Origin of the sequence: Acetobacter malorum, assembly GCF_002153605.1 — a bacterium.
Classification (GTDB): Bacteria; Pseudomonadota; Alphaproteobacteria; order Acetobacterales; family Acetobacteraceae; genus Acetobacter; species Acetobacter malorum_A.
Map to the genome: position 1 here is coordinate 26,694 of NZ_JOPG01000027.1, position 19,144 is coordinate 45,837.

The following is a 19,144-nucleotide window of genomic DNA, read 5'->3' on the forward strand; positions in this document are numbered from 1 at the left end:
CACAAGGGCTGGGGATGGACATTTGCACGGCCTGTGTCATGAACCGCAGGTATTCCGACATCCGCCCGAAGGTTCGGGCAGGACACGTCGTGCAGGACAGGGAAATTGGGAATGAGGAAAGGTTTTTTTCTGGTTTTGGGTGGTCTGCTGGCGGGCGTTGCCCTGGCAGACTCCGGGGCCGCTCAGGCAGCAACCGGCGCATGGGGTGCCCCTGCATGTGGGGCAGAGCCCACGGCACCGTCTGTCGATGTGTCTTCCGTTGAGCGGTACAATGCCAGCGTGGACAAGGTGACGGCGTATGAAAAGGCCGCCCGGGCATACAACACCTGTGTGGCGCGCACCGCCAACAAGGAAGAGACCGCCATCAGTAATGAAGCGCGTGAGAAAATCGCGCATATTCATGAAGGCAGCGCTGTGGTGCAGAAGCGGATTGCCGGGAATTTTGTGCATCTGACGGCCTTCCTGAAAGCAGCCAGCGCAAAATTCGGCGGTGGCGCGCACTAAAGCGCCTCCTTCTGCCGCGTATGATAAGGGGTGTCTTTCTCGCAGGTGACTTGTATGATGTGTGTGCATAGGGCAGAAGTGCCGATTACACACGCATCATAGTCAGAACGGGACCAGCCAGACGTGGCAGAAGATGTTTTCAAGGAAGTTGATGACGAATTGAAGGCTGAACGCCTGCGTCAGACTGCTCGCCGTTATGCCGGATTGGGACTGGGGGTCATTGCCGCCGTCGTGATTGGGGCAGGCGCATGGTCCTGGCACCTGTCCAGCCTGAAGTCTGCGTCTCTCGGGGCAACGGGGTCTTATCTGACGGCCCTGCGTGAGACAGACCACCTTCCGCCTGCTTCCACAACACAGACACCGCTGGGGGAAACCGCCCAGACCGGTCTTGCTGCCCTGCAGAAGCTTGTCGCCACCGGACCGAAAGGCGTTGCAACTCTTGCGCGCCTGCAGGAAGGCGGCGTGCAGGCTGCGCATGGTGATGTGAAAGCAGCACTTGCAGCATGGGATGCCGTGCAGACGGACCAGAGTGCGGACCCAGTTCTGCGGGATCTGGCGACGCTTCTGTGGTGCCAGAAACAGCTTGATGCGGGAGACCCGGCAACGCTGCGGTCCCGTCTTTCCCTGCTGACCGGTAGCGGTAAGGCATGGAATGGTCTGGCGACAGAAGCTCTGGCGACGCTGGATATTCGTGAAGGGCATCTGGATGACGCCCGTAAGAAATTTGCCGTGCTCGCCGCGGCGCAGGACGTTCCTTCGGGCGTGCGGAACAGGGCTCAGGCGCTGTCCCAGGCTCTTGATCCGTCGGCAGGGTAAGGCACCATGAGTAACAAAACACGTTCCGGTTTTTTTGGTCGTCCGTCTGTAGCGCGCAGAAAATTACTGGCCGGGGCCGCCATGATGCCCGTGCTGGCAGGTTGCAGCCTGTTTGATGAAGATGAAAAACCCATTCTGGCGGGCCACCGCACGAATGTGCTGTCTTCCGGCGCTGGCCTGACGGTCGATAAGGAAGACCATACGGCCATTACCCTGCCGGAAGCGATTTCTGTTTCAGACTGGCCGCTGGTGGGGCGCGTAACGTCGCATGTCGGGAGCAACTATCGCTGGGGCGGCCTGCATCCGCGCTGGACGAAAGATATCGGGGCCGGCATTTCCGAACCTGATCTTCTGGCATGGGCTGCTTTGGGGGATTTCGGCCGCGGGCTGATCCAGTCTCCGCCGGTGGTGCATAACGGGCGACTGTTCATTATGGACGCGCGCTGCGTTGTGCGGGCCTTTAGCTGGCCGCATATGTCGCATTTGTGGACCATCAACCCCAAACCGAAAAAGCTCCAGTCCAGCAATGTTGGCGGCGGCATCGGTGTGGAGGGGGATACTGTCTATATTGTGGACGGTATTTCTCAGGCGCTGGCTGTTAATGCGGCGACAGGTAAGGTGAAATGGCGTTCCGACTTTGGAACGCCGGGCCGCTCTGCTCCGACCATCGCAGATGGCCGCGTCTTCTTTGCCACCATTGATGAGCGCCTGTTTGCGCTGGATGCTGCAACCGGCAATCAGCTGTGGTCCTATACGGCGACAGCAGCGGATACGACCGTGTTCGGCCAGCCTGCTCCGGCTGTGGTGAATGGTGTTGTGGTCGCCGGCTTTGGCGGGGGCGATCTTGTAGCCTTCCGTGCAGAAAGTGGCGAGGTTGTGTGGAGCGATATGCTCGGCAACGTCGGCAGTCAGGCGAGCACGCTGAACCTCACCTGTGTGCGCGGTCTGCCCGTGGTGGTGGACAGCACCGTTTATGCTGTCAGCATGGCGCAGGTTCTCGCTGCGGTCGATATCCGTACAGGTCGCCGCCTGTGGGAGCGTGCCGTTGGGAGCCAGAACAGCCTGCTGTGCGTGGGTGACTGGCTCTACGTGCTGTCTCAGGATGACCAGCTGGCCTGTATCGACCGTCTCTCCGGACATGTGCGCTGGATCACGCAGCTGCGCCGCTTTGAGCGCGTTGATGTCAGCAAAAATATTGTGACATGGATTGGTCCGGTCATGGCCGGTGGCCAGCTTGTGTGCGTCAGCACCATGCCGGGCAACGGTATTGCACGCGTCAACCCGACGACCGGTGCCATCATTTCCGTGGATTCCACGGATCAGGTTTCTTTTGTTCCCCCAATTGTTGTTGATGAGCAGATGCTGATTGTCACCAACGACGGAAAGCTTCGCTCTTATGGCTGATCGCCGGCGGCCCATGCGGCCTGTTGCGCCTGTACCTTCTGCTGATCTCCCTCTGGTGGCCATTGTTGGTCGCCCGAATGTGGGGAAATCAACACTGTTTAACCGCCTTGTCGGCCGTCGTCAGGCGCTGGTGGCAGATACCCCCGGTGTTACGCGTGACCGTAAAGAAGGCCTTGCCCTGCTGCGCGGACGCACCATCCGTCTGGTAGATACGGCCGGCCTGGAAGAAGCCGCTCCGAACAGCCTGTTTGGCCGTATGCGTGCCTCTTCGGAAAGTGCTGTGCGCGAGGCTGTGCTCGTCCTGTTCTGCATTGATGCCCGTGCCGGTATTACGCCCGCGGATGAGCATTTTGCGGCCTGGGTGCGCAAGCAGGGCCGTCCGGTTATGCTCGTGGCGAACAAGGCCGAAGGGCGTGGCGGTGCGGCTTCGGCTATGGAAGCCTATTCTCTGGGGCTTGGTGAACCGGTTGCGGTTTCTGCCGAGCATGGCGAAGGCCTGTCCGACCTGATGGGCGAAATTGTCGAACATCTGCCGCCGGAACCGGAAGTCGAGTTTGAGGAAGACGAGGACGCATTTGAGGCTGATGCGGAAGCACTGGACCCGGATGCGGAAATCGTTCTCCCGGCCCGGCCGCCCGGCCCGATCCGTATTGCCATTGTGGGTCGCCCCAATGCGGGGAAATCAACCCTTCTGAACGCCCTGCTGGGTGAAGAGCGGATGATTACCGGCCCCGAACCCGGCCTGACGCGCGATTCTGTGGCGGTGACGCTGCATGATGAAGGCGACGTGTTTGAGGTGGTGGATACGGCCGGTCTGCGTCGTAAAGCGCGGATTGATGAAGCTCTGGAAAAAATGTCGGTCTCAGCCTCCATCGAAGCCCTGAAAATGGCGGAAGTGGCGGTGCTGGTTCTGGATGCCACGCTGGGTGTGCATGAGCAGGATTTGCAGATTGCCCGCCTGATTGAGCGCGAAGGCCGTGCCTGTGTTCTGGCGCTGAACAAATGGGATGCGGTGGAAGACAGAAATGCCACGCGTCAGGCTATTTTGGACCGTCTGAGCATTTCTCTGGCGCAGATGCGCGGTGTGCCGGTGGTGACGTTCTCTGCCCTGACAGGCGCATCCATTCATAGGCTTCTGCCTGCTGTCCGTGAGGCTTGTGCCGTGTGGAATGCACGTGTGCCGACCGGTGAGCTGAACCGCTGGTTTGAGGATGCTCTGGAACGCCATGCCGCCCCACTGGTGGAAGGCCGCCGCCTGAAGCTGCGTTACATGACGCAGGTGAAGTCTCGTCCGCCGACGTTCGTGATTTTTGGCACCCGTGCCGAGCAGACCCCGGAAGACTACAAGCGCTATCTGGTCAACGGGCTGCGTGAGACATTTAATCTGCCGGGCGTGCCGATCCGTCTGCAAACACGGGGCACGAAAAACCCCTATAATACCAAATCCAGATCATAAAGCTGGGTTTGCTCAAAAGGGCTTCATGGCAACATGAAGCCCTTTTCTTTTGCCTTAATGAATGACCCAGGACAGAGGCAGGCAGATCAGCAGGCCGAGCACGGCAATCAGCGTTTCGATCATGGTCCAGCTGCGCAGGGTCTGGGAGAGGTTCATGCCCAGATATTCCTTCATCTGCCAGAACCCGGCATCGTTCATCAGGCTCAGTCCCACGGAACCTGCTCCGGTAACCAGCACCAGCAGTTCGGGCGAGACAGAATGTGAGGTTGCCAGAATAGGGCCGACAATGCCGGAGGCGGTGGTGGTGGCGACGGTGGCGGACCCGGTGGCGATGCGGACCAGCAGCGCCAGCATCCAGGCCAGAACCAGCAGCGGCACATGGGCTCCAAGCGCCAGATTGGTGATGGAGGCAGAAAGTCCGCTGTCAATCAGCTCCCGCCCGAAGCCGCCGCCGGCGCCAATCAGCAGCATGATGGTGGCTGTGGGCGCAAGGCACTCGTTGCTGAAGCGGAGAATGGTCTCACGCGACAGGCCGCTCAGGCTGCCCATCAGCCAGAAGGACATCAGAGTGGCCACCAGCAGGGCAATGTCTGTGTTGCCCAGAAAATGCAGAACCCGGTAGGGCAGGGCTGTGGCCGGCCAGAGGAGTTCTGCCAGCGCGCCACCCAGCATCAGGACAACGGGCATTAGCAGGGTTGCACAGGAGAGAGCAAAAGAGGGTAGCTTTTCGTGCTCAATCTGCCCGGTAAACTGGGCTTCCAGCGCAGTGGGGGCCAGCGTGCCAATGCGTGGCGCTATGTACCAGGTGTAAACTGGCCCGGCGAGCGCTGCGATGGGCGTGCCAATCACAATGCCCCAGAACAGTGTGCGGGCTGTATCCGCATGGTAGGCGGTAATGGCCAGCAAGGTGGCCGGGTGCGGCGGCACCATGGCGTGCGTGACAGAAAGGGCTGCTGCCATCGGGAAGGCCAGCACAGGCAGGGGCAGATTATTCCGGCGGGACAGGATGATGACCAGCGGGATGAGCAGCACAAACCCGACCTCAAAAAACACCGGCAGTCCGACCAGCAGGCCAATGACCATCATGGCCCAGTTCAGCCGCTTTTTTCCGGCAATGCGGGAGATGGTCAGGGCGATCTGATCCGCGCCGCCTGTTTCGGCCAGAATTTTCCCCAGCATGGTGCCAAGGGCCACAACTCCGGCCACATGACCCAGCACATGACCCATGCCGTTTTCAAAGGAGGCAATGGCCTGCTCGGTTGGCATGCCTGTGGCCAGAGCCAGCCCGACGGACACGATAAAAAGCGTGACGAAGGGGTTGAGGCGCACCACGCCGATCAGGAGCATGAGCAGGACGATGGCGGCGGCTGTCAGGCCAGAGGCAAGAAAAGGCGTCATCTGCTGAGGATGGAGCGGGACGCGGCGCGAATGTCAACCATTTGCTTGGGGCGTTACGGAGCCACTTCCTGACAGAAGCAGGGGTAGAAAACCCTAAACCAATCAAGAAAAAGAGATTTTCTTTATTTGAAAAACGAATAAGTAATATTTCATATGGAAGCACAATCGCGTGTGCTTCTCAGGCAGCCTGCCGCGTGGTGAGGCTCTTATAAAGACTGCCGCAGCCTGTTTGGTCTTTCCCTTTAAGGCTCAGGATGGCACAGAAGCCCCCCGGCGCAAGACGTTACGTATCAGAAAAGGAACGACCAGGCTGATGAATGAACTTGCGCAAACAGCAGGCAAATCCCCCCAGACAAAAAGTGCCGATGGTCTGTTTGGCCCCGCCCGGACATGGGCCATGCTGGCGGTTTCCCTCTCCGTGCTGATGGCCTTGCTGGATTATGCCATTGCCAATGTGGCCCTGCCTGACATTGCGCGGGATCTGCACGCGTCGTCATCAGCGTCCATCTGGGTGGTGAATGCGTATCAGCTGGCTAGTCTGGTTTCTCTGCTGCCTCTGGCGGCGCTGGGGAGCAAAGTCGGGTTTTCCCGCATGTGCCAGTTCGGGATCATCCTGTTCATGGGGTCTTCCGTGCTGTGTGCGATGGCCACGACCCTCCCTGCGCTGGCTGCGGCCCGTGTGCTGCAAGGGGTTGGTGGGGCCTGTATTCTGAGCGTGAATATTGCGCTGGTCCGTTACATTTATCCGCATGCAGAAATTGGGAAGGGCATTGCGCTGAATGGCGTTGTGGTCGCTATGGGTGTGGCCCTTGGGCCAACGGCGGCGGCGGCTATTCTGACAGTAGCATCCTGGCCGTGGTTGTTCTGGGTCAATTTGCCGCTGGGCGCTGCGGCCCTGTTCATGGCCTTTCGTGCTCTGCCAGTAACGCCACGCAGCACGTCCCGCCCGGATATTACCGGCAGCGTCTTGTGCATGCTGGCCTTTGGCGCGCTGGTAATGGGCGGGGACGGGCTGGCGCATCAGTCCGGCATATTGCTGTCCTGTGTTCTGATTGGTGTCGGGTTACTGTCCGGTCTGTTGCTGATTCAGCGGGAAAGCGGACTGCCGCAGCCTATTCTGCCGGTTGATATGCTGGCGAAGCCGGATTTTGCCATTGCCTTCATGACGGGCTTTTGCGGCTTTGTGGCCTCCAATTTCTACATCATTTCCATGCCGTTTACGCTGCATGATGTGCTGGGGATGAGCCCGGCTGCGACGGGCCTGCTGATTACGCCATGGCCAATCGGCATTATGTCCGCAGCGCCACTGGTGCGGCGGCTGGCGGATACGGTGTCCGCTGGTGTGCTTTCATCCATCGGCCTGCTGATGACGGCGACAGGGTTTTTCCTGTTGTGGATGATGCCCGCTCATCCCACCGCCTTTGATATCGTCTGGCGGACATGGCTGGCCGGGTGTGGTTTTGGCTTGTTTCAGCCGCCCAATAACCGCGCCATGATGGTCTCGGCGTCCCATGCGCGGGCCGGGGGCGCCAGCGGGATGGTGCAGGTCGCGCGTCAGGCCGGGCAGACGTGTGGGGCGATGGGGGTTGCGGCCTTTTTCTCCCTGTTTGCACACGGGGCGGCGCTGAAATGCCTGCTTATGGCCAGCTGTGTAGCGGCCTTTGCGGCGTTGCTGAGTTCAAGCCGACTGCTGGCAAGAAAGAAGATCGCAAAAAAGGCCTGAGAGAAAACAGATAAAAAAAGGGCTGGCACGCGGGGAGCGGCCAGCCCGAAAAATGGAAGCGGGATCAGATCTCGCTTTCACCAAAAATGCGGGTCACATCGCCGCTCCATGCGCCGTAATAGCGCTCCAGCCAGCGTTCGGCCTGCGTGGGGCCGCCGGCAGCCATGGCGGTCAGCGGGGCGAGATAGGCCCATTCTTCCCGCTCATTCTCATCCACAAAGCCACGGGCCTGAAGGCCATCCATGGCAATACCGATGACCTGTGCAGCCAGATCCCGCACGGTGCCCTGGCCCCACGGCGTATTCAGCGCCTGAGACGGCACGAGAGAGCGCAGCTTGACGTAATCTTCCCACGGGCGGTCACACACCAGTTCATAGGCGGATTCAAGAGCAGCATCGTCATAAAGCAGGCCAACCCACAGGGCAGACTGGGCGAGCATCATTTCTGCTGAGCCTGCATCGGCCCCGCGCATTTCCAGAAACTGCTTGAGGCGCACATCCGGGAAGGCGGTGGAGATGTGGTTTTCAAAGTCGGCCAGCGTGGGGGTGACGTCTTCCAGACCGTCCTGACGGTCTCCGTTCATCCAGGCGCGGAAGGAGCGGCCAGAGACATCCCGCATCTTGCCATCACGCATGATGAAATACATGGGCACATCCAGCACCCATTCCGCATAGCGTTCAAAGCCAAAGTCTTTTTCAAACACGCAGGCTGGCATGCCAGAGCGGGCGTTGTCCGTATCCGTCCAGATGCGGGCGCGGTTGGAGAGGTAGTTGTTCGGCTTGCCCTCAAAGAACGGGGAGTTGGCGAACAGAGCGGTGGCCACCGGCTGCAGGGCGAGGGCGACCTGCATCTTGCGGACCATATCCTGCTCGGACCCGAAATCCAGATTAACCTGCACGGTGCAGGTGCGCTGCATCATGTCCAGCCCGAGCTTGCCGACCTTGGGCATATAGTTGCGCATGATGGCGTAGCGGGATTTGGGCATCCACGGCAGATCTTCCCGCGTGGCGGTCGGGTGGAAGCCCAGCGGGCTGAACCCCAGACCCAGCTTGCGGGCCAGCGGGCGCACGGACTCATAATGTCTGTCCAGCTCTTCCGCGGTTTCATGCAGCGTTTGCAGCGGCGCACCAGAGAGCTCGAACTGCCCGGCAGGCTCCAGAGAAATGCCTGCGCCTTTGGCGTCTTCAATGCCCTTCAGGCCAATAATCTTGCCTTCATCCAGAATGGGTTCCCAGTCATCCGGCTCCACTTCCTGCAGGCCATTCAGCAGATCTTCAATGCCTGCCGGGCTGTAGGGTGGTGTGGCGTAGGCCGGGCGGCCAGCCTGCGGGCTGGAACCGTTGGCAGCAGCTTCCGGCCGCACCCAGCCAAATTTTTCATGCTCTGTGCCAATGCGCCATGAGTCGCGGGGCTTGCACCCTTTGGCAAAAACCTCAGCCAGCTGAGAAACTGAGCGAACGGGTGTGTCGTCGTGGGCATCGGCGTGAGACATTAGAAATCACTGTTCCTTGAAAAACAGCCCGGCTGCAGGACGCGGGCCAGAACGAAGGTAAAGGTATTCTGACTAATCCTGAGCAGAGCGCAAGCCGTCGCCCATAAGCGCCAGTCCTGCGGCAACTGCGGTATCAGCCCGCAAAACCAGCGGCCCCAGAGAAATGGGGATAATGGCAGGACGTGCAAGGAGGGTGCGGCATTCCGCATCGGAAAAGCCGCCTTCCGGGCCAATCAGCAGGCCATCTCCCGCACGGGCATCCCGCAGGGTGTGGTGGAGGGAAACACCCCGGTCTTCAGCCCGTTCCATAGCCGTAAACAGGCGTGCATCCTCAGGCCATGCGCCCAGAAGGCTGGCCAGCGGGCAGGGCTCGGCAATGGTGGGGATATCCAGCCGCTCACACTGTTCGGAGGCTTCGGTGGCGATGGTCGCCAGCCGTTCCGGGTTGGTGCGGTGGGTGTTGGTGCGTTCGGTGATGAGGGGCAGGAAGCGCGTTACCCCCAGTTCCGTGCCCATGCGCAGGACCATATCCGTTGCGTCGCGCTTGAGCAGCGCGAAGGCGAGAACAAGGTCCGGTTGCTGGCTGGGAGGGCGCAGACGTTCCGTGAGTGTCAGGCTGCCGCGATCCTTGCGAATCTCGCCCAGACTGGCCAGCCATTCACCCATGTCTGCATTGAAGACGCGAACGGAATCCCCGGCCTTTTTGCGCATCACCGTGCCCAGATAGCGCGCCTGTGCCGGGCTGAGCAGGCAGGACGTGCCAGCTTCCGCCGGGCCATCTGCGGCGTCCTGCGGCACAAAAAGACGGGGAAGATGCTCGGGCGAACTCATGGCATTCAGCGATCAGGCAGGTTGGAACGGGAAGGGAGACACGGTCCGGCGGATCGTTCTCGCAGTGATATGGTTGTTTAGGCGGTAATGCCGTTCTGCGCAAAGAGGTTCATGCCAGAGGGTAATTTATGGCATACCCCCGGCACTGCTGTGTTTGGTTAAAGGACCGCCTGTATCGTGTCAGCTTCTTCCGGTCATACCGACATCCGGGTCACGGGCTGGATTGCCCGCCTGCCTCCGGCCCTGCGCCCTTATGCTCTGCTGGCGCGGCTGGACCGGCCTATTGGCACATGGCTGCTGTTTTTGCCGGGTATCTGGGGGATTCTGCTGCCGCAGGGCGTGCCCGTTGCGGAGCGTGTGCGGCTGATTGTGCTGTTTGGCATTGGCAGTCTTGTCATGCGGGCAGCGGGCTGCGTGGTGAATGACATGTGGGACCGTGATATTGACCGGCAGGTGGCCCGCACGGCTGGCCGCCCGCTGGCCTCCGGTGCTCTGCGGATGCGGCATGCTGTGCTGTTTCTGGCTATCCTGCTGGCGATTGGTCTGTCCATCCTGCTGCAACTGAACGGGCTTTCTCAGATTCTCGGGGCGTCCTCGCTGGTGCTGGTGGCCCTGTATCCGCTAGCCAAGCGGTTTACATGGTGGCCGCAGCTTGTGATGGGCTTTACCTTCGGGTTCGGGGCGCCGCTGGGCTACGCGGCTGCGGCAGGCCATCTCTCCCTCGCACAGCTGGCGCTGTATGCGGCAACCATCGTCTGGCAGCTGGGGTTTGATACCATCTACGGCTTTCAGGATATGGAAGATGACGCCCGCATTGGTGTGAAATCCACATCACGCCTCATGGCCGGGCGGGCACGGGCTTTTATTGGCACCTGTTACGTGCTGATGGTGGTGTTGCTGGCGGTGGCGGCACTGCTTGCTGGTGTGGACATTCTTTTCTGGCCGGTCTTGTTGCTGCCGGTCTTTCTGCTGTGGCGGCAGGTTGTGGGGGTTAATCCAGCCGACCCCGCTTTGTGTCTGGCGCAGTTCCGTGCCAACCGGGAAATTGGTTTTGCGGTGGCGCTGGCGCTGCTGGCGGGTTTGGTCGCCTTTTAAAAGCAGCTGCCGGCGTTGTGTTTGTTAAGCTGGCAGCATCAAGAGAGAACATAATCTTTCTGTCGGGACAGTAATGAATGGGGCTAGGTCAGGTTATGACCCCGCTCTTTTCTGTTTTATAGGAAAGTCATTGGCACAGTTGTTCTGAAAATGAGAAATATTCTCATTATGTAAGAATAAATTGAGACTTATCCTGAAAATGTATATGCGGGGCAGATGCGTAAATTTACAGCCCTGACTGAACAGGAAATTCTTGCTCTGGCCATTTCCAATGAGGAAGAGGACGGCCGCATCTATGCGGACTTTTCCTATGCCTTGCAGGAAAACTACCCTGATACCGCGAAAATCTTCGCGGATATGGTGCATGAGGAAGATGACCACAGGCGGCATCTGATTGATGTCTATGTCCGGCGTTTTGGGGATCATATTCCTCTCATTCGTCGGCAGGATATTGCCGGGTTCATGCCGCGTAAGCCTGCCTGGCAAATTCAGGGGCAGGGTATTGAGGTCGTGCGGCGCTACGCGGAGGACATGGAGCGCGATGCGGCCCGCTTTTACCGTCAGGCAGCCCTCCGCACCAACGATGCTGAAACCCGCAAACTGCTGGGTGACCTCGCAACAGCAGAAGATCAGCATGGGCGTGCCGCCAGTGATATGGCCTCTCGCCATCTGACGGACGACAAGCGGGATGATGAAGACGAAAACGCCCGGCGGCGCTTTGTGCTCCAGATTGTGCAGCCCGGTCTTGTGGGGCTGATGGACGGCTCTGTCTCCACACTCGCCCCGGTTTTCGCCGCAGCCTTTGCCACGCATGACCCGCACAGCGCATTTCTGGTCGGGCTGGCGGCCTCTTTGGGGGCCGGGATCTCCATGGGGTTCGCGGAAGCGCTTTCTGATGATGGCGCGTTGTCCGGGCGCGGCAAGCCGCTCATCCGGGGGCTGGTGTGCGGGGCTATGACCATGGCGGGTGGTATTGGTCATACCCTGCCGTTCCTGATTGACTCCTTCAGCGCAGCTATGACGGTGGCTATTGCCGTGGTGGTGATTGAGCTGTTCCTGATCTCATGGATCCGGTGGCGCTATCAGGACACGCCCTTTGGCTCGGCCATTGTGCAGATTGTGTTTGGCGGAGCGCTGGTTTTTCTGGCCGGGGTGCTGATCGGCAGTTCCTGAGCACCGTCCTCTGTTATCCCGCTGCGGCTGGTGGCATACTGCGCCTGCCATAATAAAGGCCCGGGCAAGGTGTTTGCTGGCGGCTTATGGTCACCAATGGGAATGACAGCGCGTATGACATCACGTTCCGGCAAATTTTCAGCCCTCTGTCTGGCTCTTTCTGTAGGGGGTGGTGTGAGCGCTGTGGCTCCTGTCACTCCGGCCATGGCGCAGGTGGCGGCTCAGACCGCCCCGCAGGCCGATGCACCGCAAGGCATCACGCTTTCCGCGTCGGACAAGGTCTGGCTTGGGAAGATTGAAAAGGCCCTCAACAGCGTCACCACCTTTCAGGCGCATATGCAGCAGCTGGATGCGGACGGAAAACGCACTACCGGCGTTGTTTTGATGCAGCGCCCCGGCCAGATGCGACTGGCGTATGATCCGCCAACGCCGCTGCTGCTGGTGGCTAATCAGGGCAAAGTGGTGTTCCGGGATAACCAGCTTGATCAGACCACCGTTATCCCCATGGAGCGCACGCCGCTGGGGTTGCTGCTGCGGCAGCATGTCAGTCTGGCGAATGATGTCACCATTACCGGCTTCCAGCATGAGGGCGGGCTGGTGCAGGTTACGGTTGTGCGCACCTCTTCCCCCGGCGATGGCAGCCTGACACTGGTGTTTTATGATAATCCGGTGGCGCTGCGGTCATGGAGCGTGGTGGATGCGCAGGGGCGCGAGACGCGCGTGACCCTGTTTGATGTGAAGAGCGGAATTACCATTCCCGCAGGTACCTTCACGCTGCCAGCGCAGCCGGAATAAAACAGCGCAGGCGGGGCTGCCGGACTTTCTTCTGAGCGCAGAGGTGGCAAAACAGGCACGGCAGCCCGATATTAGGGATAGTATTTCTTCAGGACAGGCAGGTATGGCGGCACGGCGCACAGCACCTTCGGACATGGCTCCGGGTGGGGATCTTTTTGGTAATCAGGCTCCGCCGCCGGACCGTGAGCCGTCTGCCGCGCATGCAGGGCGGCCTGCGCCTAATCAGCCTCTGGCGGACAGGTTGCGGCCAAACCGGCTGGAAGATGTGGTCGGGCAGGGGCATCTGCTGGGGCCGGATGGCACGCTGACGCGGATGCTGGAGCGGGGCTCTCTCGCTAGTCTGATTCTCTGGGGCGGTCCCGGTGTCGGCAAAACGACCATTGCACGCCTGCTGGCTCAGGCCGCGGGGCTGCGGTTTGTGCAGCTTTCCGCTGTATTTTCCGGCGTTGCAGACCTGAAGAAAGCCTTTGAGAACGCCCGCAGGCAGGCAGAAGCCGGTGGTGGCACGCTGCTGTTTGTGGATGAAATCCATCGCTTTAACCGTGCCCAGCAGGACGGTTTTCTGCCTGTAGTGGAAGACGGCACCATTGTGCTGGTTGGGGCGACCACGGAAAATCCGTCCTTCGCGCTCAATTCGGCTTTGCTGTCCCGCTGTCAGGTGATGGTGCTGAACCGTCTGGATGACCCGGCGGAGGAAGCCCTGCTGGCGCGGGCGGAGGAAGAAACAGGCCGACCGCTGCCACTGACGGAAGAAGGTCGGGCGACCCTCCGCGCCATGGCGGATGGGGATGGCCGTTATCTGCTGAACATGGTTGAGCAGATTCTCAGCCTGAAAACCGATACGCCATTGGATGCGCAGGCGCTGGCCCGTCTGCTGGCCAAGCGCGCTGTGCTGTATGACCGGGACCGGGAAGAGCATTACAACCTGATTTCCGGCCTGCATAAATCTATGCGCGGTTCAGACCCGGATGCGGCCCTGTACTGGTTTGCCCGGATGCTGGAAGGCGGGGAGGACCCGCGTTACCTTGCGCGCCGTATGACGCGCTTTGCTGCGGAAGATGTTGGAATGGCCGACCCGCATGCCCTCCCGCTGGCGATTGCCGCGTGGGAAACTTACGAACGCCTTGGCTCACCGGAGGGCGAACTGGCTCTGGCGCAGCTTGTGGTGCATCTGGCTACGGCGCCTAAATCCAATGGTGTTTATAAAGCCTACGGGGCGGCTCGACGTGCCGCAAAGGCCACCGGCAGCCTGATGCCCCCCGCGCATATTCTGAACGCGCCCACCAAGCTGATGCAGGAAATCGGCTACGGAAAGGGCTATCAGTATGATCATGATACGGAAGAAGGCTTCTCCGGGCAGAATTATTTTCCGGACGAGATGAAGCGTCAGACCTTCTATAATCCGACCGGAAAAGGGTTTGAGCGGGAGATCCGCCACCGTCTGGAAACATGGGCCCGCTTGCGGGATCGGCGTCAGTCGTGAATATCGTCGCATGAGTGTTGTGATTCTGACTGTCAGCGAGGACGAGGCGGATATTCGCCTTGATCGCTATTTTCGTCGCCATTACCCGCATCTGACGCAGGGCGCGCTGCAAAAGCTGTGCCGTACTGGCCAGATTCGGGTGGATGGCAAACGCGTTGAGGCCTCTACCCGCCTGCAACCGGGCCAGTCCGTGCGCGTGCCGCCCATCCCCATGGCGGCCAGACCGGCAAAGGATGCCCCTCGCCCGCTGGATGAGCGGCTGGTGCGCGAGATCAAGGGCATGGTGCTATATCAGGACAAGCAGGTGATTGTTCTGAACAAACCCGCAGGCCTGCCGGTGCAGGGTGGCCCCGGCATTACCAAACATGTGGACATGATGCTGGATGGCCTGCGGGCCGAGCCGGATGATCCGCGCCCGCGTCTTGTGCATCGGATTGACCGGGATACGTCCGGTCTGCTGCTGCTGGCCCGCACCCCCGGTGTGGCGGCCAAGCTGGCGGAAGCCTTCCGTGGGCGGGATGTGAAAAAGACCTACTGGGCTGTTGTGGTCGGTCGGCCTGACCCGATGGCGGGCGAGATTGACCAGCCTCTGGCGCGCCTTGGTGTGGGGGCTAATGCCATCATGGTGGCAGCGGACCGTAAGGACCCGGACGGCCAGTATGCCCGCACGACCTATGAGGTTGTGGATTCGGCCGCCCGCAAATTCTCATGGCTGGCGCTGTCTCCGCTCACCGGGCGGACGCATCAGCTGCGTGTGCATTGTGAATCGCTCGGCACCCCCATTCTGGGCGACCCGAAATATGGTGGGGCCACCGCGCATGTGGATGGCTTTACGGACCAGCTGCATCTGCATGCCCGGCAGCTGGATATGCCACACCCGGCAGGGGGGCGGCTGACTGTGACTGCCGAACTCCCGCCGCATATGCGTGAGACCTTCCGTTCTCTGGGGTTTGCGCCGGGGGCTACGCCCAAGCCGTCTCGTCGCGGCGGATAACAGCGACTTCTGGAACGCAGGAGGAAAGCCAATGCGGCTGAAATGGAAGATCGCTCTGGTAGCCGGGGTTGCTGTGCTGCTGGTCGGCGGGGGCAGCGTTGTCTCCGCCATGCAGGATGCAAACTGGCTGCGCGTGCGGCTGGTTGCCGCTGTGGAAGAACAGACAGGCCGCCATCTGACGGTTGATCAGCTGCATGTGTGGCTCCTGCCGTTCCCGTGGGTGGAAGCCCGTGGCGTGCATCTTTCCGGCGTGGAAGAGGCTGATGCCGCCGGGACCGGGCAGTCTGCGCCGAATATGGTGGATGCAGGGGAAGTCCGTGCTCGCCTTGGGCTGCTGCCGCTGTTCCAGCATCGCATTGTGTTTAATGACGTCAGCATCATTCAGCCCCGCGTCTCTCTGCGGCGTCTGCCAGATGGGCGAGCGGACTGGGTCTTCACGCCGCCTGTGCATCCGGATACCGGAGGGGGCAGCCCGTCTTCCGGCAAGATGCATTGGGATGTCAGTGTGTCCACCGTCCGTATTTCCAAAGCGGACGTGCAGTGGGACGATCAGATTCGGCACAAAACCGGCCAGATCAATTTTGGGCATATTCAGGCAAAGGATCTGGATGGGGCCACCCCCAGCTTTGATGTGCAGGGTGAGAAAGGCAAAGGCCAGTTTGTTCTGACCGGCCAGACAGGTCGCCTCTTGCCGGTGCGCGCCAAAGATTTCCCTGTGCAGTTCAAGCTCGCTCTTAACATTGCCGGTCATCCCGCCGGGCTGGCGCATCTGGATGGCACGGTAACGGACCCGGACGGCGCACGCGCTTATGCGTTGCAGGTCGGCGGTTCGCTGGGGCAGTTGCGGGATCTGGAGCAGTTCTTCCCCCGCGCTGATCTGCCGGACGGACAGAATATTTCTGTCGATGCGCAGATTGCCGGTGCTGGCGAGCAGCCGGTGGCACAAGGCCTCCATGTGCATACAGGGCAGGTTGAACTGGGCCGCTTTGTGCCCGGCAGCAAGCTGAGCCGCGCGATGCTGGATGCCACAAAGCCTGATGAGCCTCTGGCTGTGCAGATTGACGGGCAGCTTGGAGCGCAGGCTCTGGGGCTACGCGGCACGCTCGGCACACTGGCGCAGATGACAGCCCTCGCACTGGCGCCCGAAAAAACTGAAACGCCTGTGGACCTGACCCTTGTGGACGGCGCGTCCAATCTGAAACTGGCGGGAACGCTGGGTGGCGGGCACTCCTCCGTGGATGTGCATGGCGTGCTGGATCAGTTGGCTCCCGGCGGCATTTTCCCGACGGCAGAAGACGTCAAGGTGGATGGTCATGTGGAAACGGCTTCCACGCTGGCGTTGGTGAAAAAGCATGCACCGCAGGACCTGATCCGCGGACTGACGTTGAACGCCAATGTGGAAACGCCGCACGTTGCCTGGCGCGACCTGACATGGACTCAGCTTACCAGCCACGTTGTGGTGCAGGGCGGCCGACTGGTGGCGGACCCTGTGCAGGCAGACGGTTCCGGCACCGCGCAGTCCGCCCGGTTTGTTTACGATGCATCTGGTAACACCCCCGCCTACGAGATTGCGATGCATCCGGTTGTTCTGCCGGTTGCTGCCGTGCAGGGCTGGATGGGTGCGCCTTCTCTGATGCAGGGGCCGCTGATGCTTGTCGGCACCGTTAGCATGCAGGGAGATGATGATGAGACCCGCCGGCGCACGCTGGCCGGGCATATCGGTGCGTCTGTTGTGGATGGTTCTATTGGTGGTGCGGCACTTCGTAACTTGCTCGGACCGGATATTCCGCTGAAAGGCAAAATGCCCGTGCGGTGTTTTGGCACGCATATGCAGCTTGCTGATGGTGCAGCGCAGGTTGATCTGCTGGCCATGGAAACGCCATTCCTTTCCCTGCATGGCCACGGCACGGTGGGGTTAGGCACACACGCGCTGGACCTGCATCTCTCGCCGCGTGTCCTGCTTGGCGGGGCGTCTGCTGCCTCTGACCTGCGGGTGACGGGCACGTTTGCCGCGCCTGTGCCGAAGATGGAGCCGTCTTATGGCGGCCGCTATGGCCTCAATATTGGTGGAGATGATGGCGGGAACGATAATTGCCCCGCGTTGCTCTCTGCTGCACGGGAAGGGGGCGCAGGTCCCGCACCGTCTGCCCCCAAAGCTGGAAAAGACGGAAAGGTGATGAACATGTTGCGCGGACTGGGGCTGTTTAAATGAGCGATCTGGAGAAAAAACCAGCCCCCGCCGGAGCCCGCAAACGGTTCTGGAAGCAGGCGACTGTCGTGCCCGAACAGGAGGGCTTTGCCGTGCAGCTGGACGGCAGGCCGGTCCGGCTGCCGGAACGCACCATGCTGTCTGTGTCCTCCCGTGCTTTGGCAGAGGCGCTGGCAGCAGAATGGCAGGCGGCTGGCCTGACGGTTGGTGGCCATTTCCGCCCGGAAGATCTGCCGCTGACCCGCATAGCCGGCTCCATGCTGGAGCGTATTCCCGGCGCACGGGCTGGCGTGGTCGATAGTCTGCTGGCTTATGCGCATAGTGACTTGCTGTGTTACCGCGAGGCTGGAAATTCAAGGCTGGCGCGGCGGCAGCGCGAACTGTGGGGACCCTGGCTGGACTGGTGTCAGGACACATTCGGCATGGAGCTGCGGACGACGGAAGGGGTGATGCCCATCATCCAGCCCGAGGCCACAATGAAGACCCTGCGCGCTCTGCTCGAGTCTCTTTCCGATGCAGAGCTGGCGGTGCTGGGCGTGGCTGTACCTGCATTGGGCAGCCTGTATCTGGGCCTCGCTCTGGTGAAAGGGCAGGGGGAGCCGGAAGAGCTGGTGGCCTGTGCCACGCTGGATGAGCGGGAACAGATGGCAATCTGGGGTGAGGATACCGACGTGACGGACCGCATTGCCACCCGGCTGCGTGACGTGACGGATGCGGCTCAGTTTTTAGCGCTCCTGCGGAAAGGCTGATTCTGCCTGTCCACACGGGAGCGTGTTTTGTGTGTTGATCGACACTGACATGCCATGAATTTGCCCCGGTCTGCTTCCAGACATGACCTTACAGACTGATGAACGAGCGCGTTCTCTCAGCCTGAAGACAAGGTCATGTCACCCGATGAGGAGCATTCAGATGCGATATGAATCGACAGGTGGAGAACCTCGGCGTCAGGTTCTGTCAGGTCCCGGTTCACGCGCACGGTTGCAGGGGCGCGTTGCCCATGCAGTTGCAACCTGTGCCATGGGATCATGGTTTTTGCTGGGACTGATTCCGGTTCTGGTCATCATCTATTCCATGAGCTGAGACAAAAGCTCCCTGATGACACTGTGGTGACACATCTTGCGTCCGCAGGAATGATCGCCAAGTATTTATCAGGACATAGAATTTTTCAGGAGTTGTAAGAGCCCATGAATTACAGAAACGGTTTCCTTGCCGCAGCAGCGGTTATTGGCCTCTCTGTCGCCGCGCTGCCTGCCCACGCCCACCCCGGTAAGGGTGGTTTCCCGCCGCCGGGCGGTCCTGGTGGCCCCGGTGGTCCGGGTGCCTGCATGCCGGGTGGCCACGGTGGTGGCATGAGCATGCTGGAAGGGCTGGACCTGACCAAGCAGCAGCGCAAGAAGATCGACACCATCCTGCGTGAAGCCCACGATCAGGACCATGCGGACGATATGCGTGATGAATCCTCCAAAATTCATCAGCAGATTCAGGATATCCTGACGACCCCGGGCCCGGTTGATAAAGACAAGATTGCGACTCTGCAGCAGCAGCAGGCCACCCTGCGTGCGCAGGCTGAGGCGCGCCATCTGGAAGTTGCCTCCCGCATCCATGATGTGCTGACGGCAGACCAGCTGGCTCAGGTTAAGGCCCGTCAGGCTAAAATCCATGATCTGATGGAACAGCTGCGCGAAGTTGAACACCCGGCCCCGCCGGCGTCTGACAAGTAAAAAACAGACGTTTCTTGACTCGGTGAGAGCGGGGTTGTAACTCCCTCTCA

The 19,144-nt window shown here is 60.5% G+C and carries 17 protein-coding genes; 14 read left to right on the forward strand and 3 right to left on the reverse strand.

The window, feature by feature from the left end; genetic code table 11:
- Nucleotides 1-111: 111 nt before the first annotated feature.
- The 4 genes from HK23_RS11550 to der all read left to right on the forward strand — a co-directional run bounded on the left by HK23_RS11550 (nucleotide 112) and on the right by der (nucleotide 4,180).
- Nucleotides 112-504: a hypothetical protein gene (locus HK23_RS11550; protein ID WP_086654084.1), complete on the forward strand. Its 393-nt coding sequence runs from the start codon at nucleotides 112-114 to the stop codon at nucleotides 502-504.
- A gap of 123 nt (nucleotides 505-627) precedes the next feature.
- Nucleotides 628-1,320, forward strand: coding sequence for a hypothetical protein (locus HK23_RS11555; protein WP_086654085.1), 693 nt, complete (start codon nucleotides 628-630; stop codon nucleotides 1,318-1,320).
- 6 nt (nucleotides 1,321-1,326) lie between these two features.
- Complete coding sequence (locus HK23_RS11560; protein ID WP_063907402.1) at nucleotides 1,327-2,724, forward strand: PQQ-binding-like beta-propeller repeat protein; 1,398 nt, start codon at nucleotides 1,327-1,329, stop codon at nucleotides 2,722-2,724.
- Between the two features lie 13 nt (nucleotides 2,725-2,737).
- Entirely contained in the window at nucleotides 2,738-4,180 is a 1,443-nt protein-coding gene (gene der / locus HK23_RS11565; protein WP_179193894.1) for a ribosome biogenesis GTPase Der, read from the forward strand.
- A gap of 54 nt (nucleotides 4,181-4,234) precedes the next feature.
- Here der and HK23_RS11570 read toward each other — a convergent pair whose 3' ends face one another.
- Nucleotides 4,235-5,578 carry a GntT/GntP/DsdX family permease gene (locus tag HK23_RS11570; protein ID WP_063907403.1) on the reverse strand — a complete coding sequence of 448 codons (1,344 nt, stop codon included), beginning with the start codon at nucleotides 5,576-5,578 and terminating at the stop codon, nucleotides 4,235-4,237.
- 313 nt (nucleotides 5,579-5,891) lie between these two features.
- Here HK23_RS11570 and HK23_RS11575 point away from each other — a divergent pair, with 313 nt between their 5' ends.
- On the forward strand, nucleotides 5,892-7,301 hold the full coding sequence (locus HK23_RS11575; protein WP_086654087.1) for an MFS transporter: 1,410 nt from the start codon (nucleotides 5,892-5,894) through the stop codon (nucleotides 7,299-7,301).
- Between the two features lie 64 nt (nucleotides 7,302-7,365).
- Here the strand turns inward: HK23_RS11575 and HK23_RS11580 are convergent, their stop codons facing one another.
- Nucleotides 7,366-8,793 carry a glutamate--cysteine ligase gene (locus HK23_RS11580; RefSeq protein WP_086654088.1) on the reverse strand — a complete coding sequence of 476 codons (1,428 nt, stop codon included), beginning with the start codon at nucleotides 8,791-8,793 and terminating at the stop codon, nucleotides 7,366-7,368.
- A gap of 72 nt (nucleotides 8,794-8,865) precedes the next feature.
- Entirely contained in the window at nucleotides 8,866-9,624 is a 759-nt protein-coding gene (locus HK23_RS11585) for a 16S rRNA (uracil(1498)-N(3))-methyltransferase (protein WP_086654089.1), read from the reverse strand.
- A gap of 177 nt (nucleotides 9,625-9,801) precedes the next feature.
- On the opposite strand from HK23_RS11585, the gene ubiA reads away from it, so the two are divergent.
- The 9 genes from ubiA to HK23_RS11625 all read left to right on the forward strand — a co-directional run bounded on the left by ubiA (nucleotide 9,802) and on the right by HK23_RS11625 (nucleotide 19,094).
- A complete protein-coding gene (ubiA, locus tag HK23_RS11590) occupies nucleotides 9,802-10,719 on the forward strand; it encodes a 4-hydroxybenzoate octaprenyltransferase (protein WP_086654090.1) in 918 nt (305 codons plus the stop codon).
- A 216-nt stretch (nucleotides 10,720-10,935) separates the two neighbouring features.
- A complete protein-coding gene (gene mbfA / locus HK23_RS11595; RefSeq protein ID WP_086654091.1) occupies nucleotides 10,936-11,892 on the forward strand; it encodes an iron exporter MbfA in 957 nt (318 codons plus the stop codon).
- A gap of 114 nt (nucleotides 11,893-12,006) precedes the next feature.
- Nucleotides 12,007-12,687 carry a LolA family protein gene (locus HK23_RS11600; protein ID WP_256940171.1) on the forward strand — a complete coding sequence of 227 codons (681 nt, stop codon included), beginning with the start codon at nucleotides 12,007-12,009 and terminating at the stop codon, nucleotides 12,685-12,687.
- Between the two features lie 103 nt (nucleotides 12,688-12,790).
- Nucleotides 12,791-14,170 carry a replication-associated recombination protein A gene (locus HK23_RS11605; RefSeq protein ID WP_086654093.1) on the forward strand — a complete coding sequence of 460 codons (1,380 nt, stop codon included), beginning with the start codon at nucleotides 12,791-12,793 and terminating at the stop codon, nucleotides 14,168-14,170.
- A 10-nt stretch (nucleotides 14,171-14,180) separates the two neighbouring features.
- Nucleotides 14,181-15,164 carry an RluA family pseudouridine synthase gene (locus tag HK23_RS11610; protein WP_063907410.1) on the forward strand — a complete coding sequence of 328 codons (984 nt, stop codon included), beginning with the start codon at nucleotides 14,181-14,183 and terminating at the stop codon, nucleotides 15,162-15,164.
- A 31-nt stretch (nucleotides 15,165-15,195) separates the two neighbouring features.
- Nucleotides 15,196-17,376 (forward strand): AsmA family protein, encoded by a 2,181-nt coding sequence (locus HK23_RS11615; protein ID WP_086654094.1) that lies wholly within the window; start codon nucleotides 15,196-15,198, stop codon nucleotides 17,374-17,376.
- A complete protein-coding gene (locus HK23_RS11620) occupies nucleotides 17,373-18,122 on the forward strand; it encodes an ATP12 family chaperone protein (RefSeq protein ID WP_086654095.1) in 750 nt (249 codons plus the stop codon). The genes HK23_RS11615 and HK23_RS11620 overlap by 4 nt, the downstream gene beginning before the upstream one ends.
- Before the next feature lie 160 nt (nucleotides 18,123-18,282).
- Entirely contained in the window at nucleotides 18,283-18,453 is a 171-nt protein-coding gene (locus HK23_RS14590; protein ID WP_156508092.1) for a hypothetical protein, read from the forward strand.
- Between the two features lie 104 nt (nucleotides 18,454-18,557).
- Complete coding sequence (locus HK23_RS11625) at nucleotides 18,558-19,094, forward strand: Spy/CpxP family protein refolding chaperone (protein WP_063907413.1); 537 nt, start codon at nucleotides 18,558-18,560, stop codon at nucleotides 19,092-19,094.
- The last annotated feature ends 50 nt before the right edge of the window (nucleotides 19,095-19,144 follow it).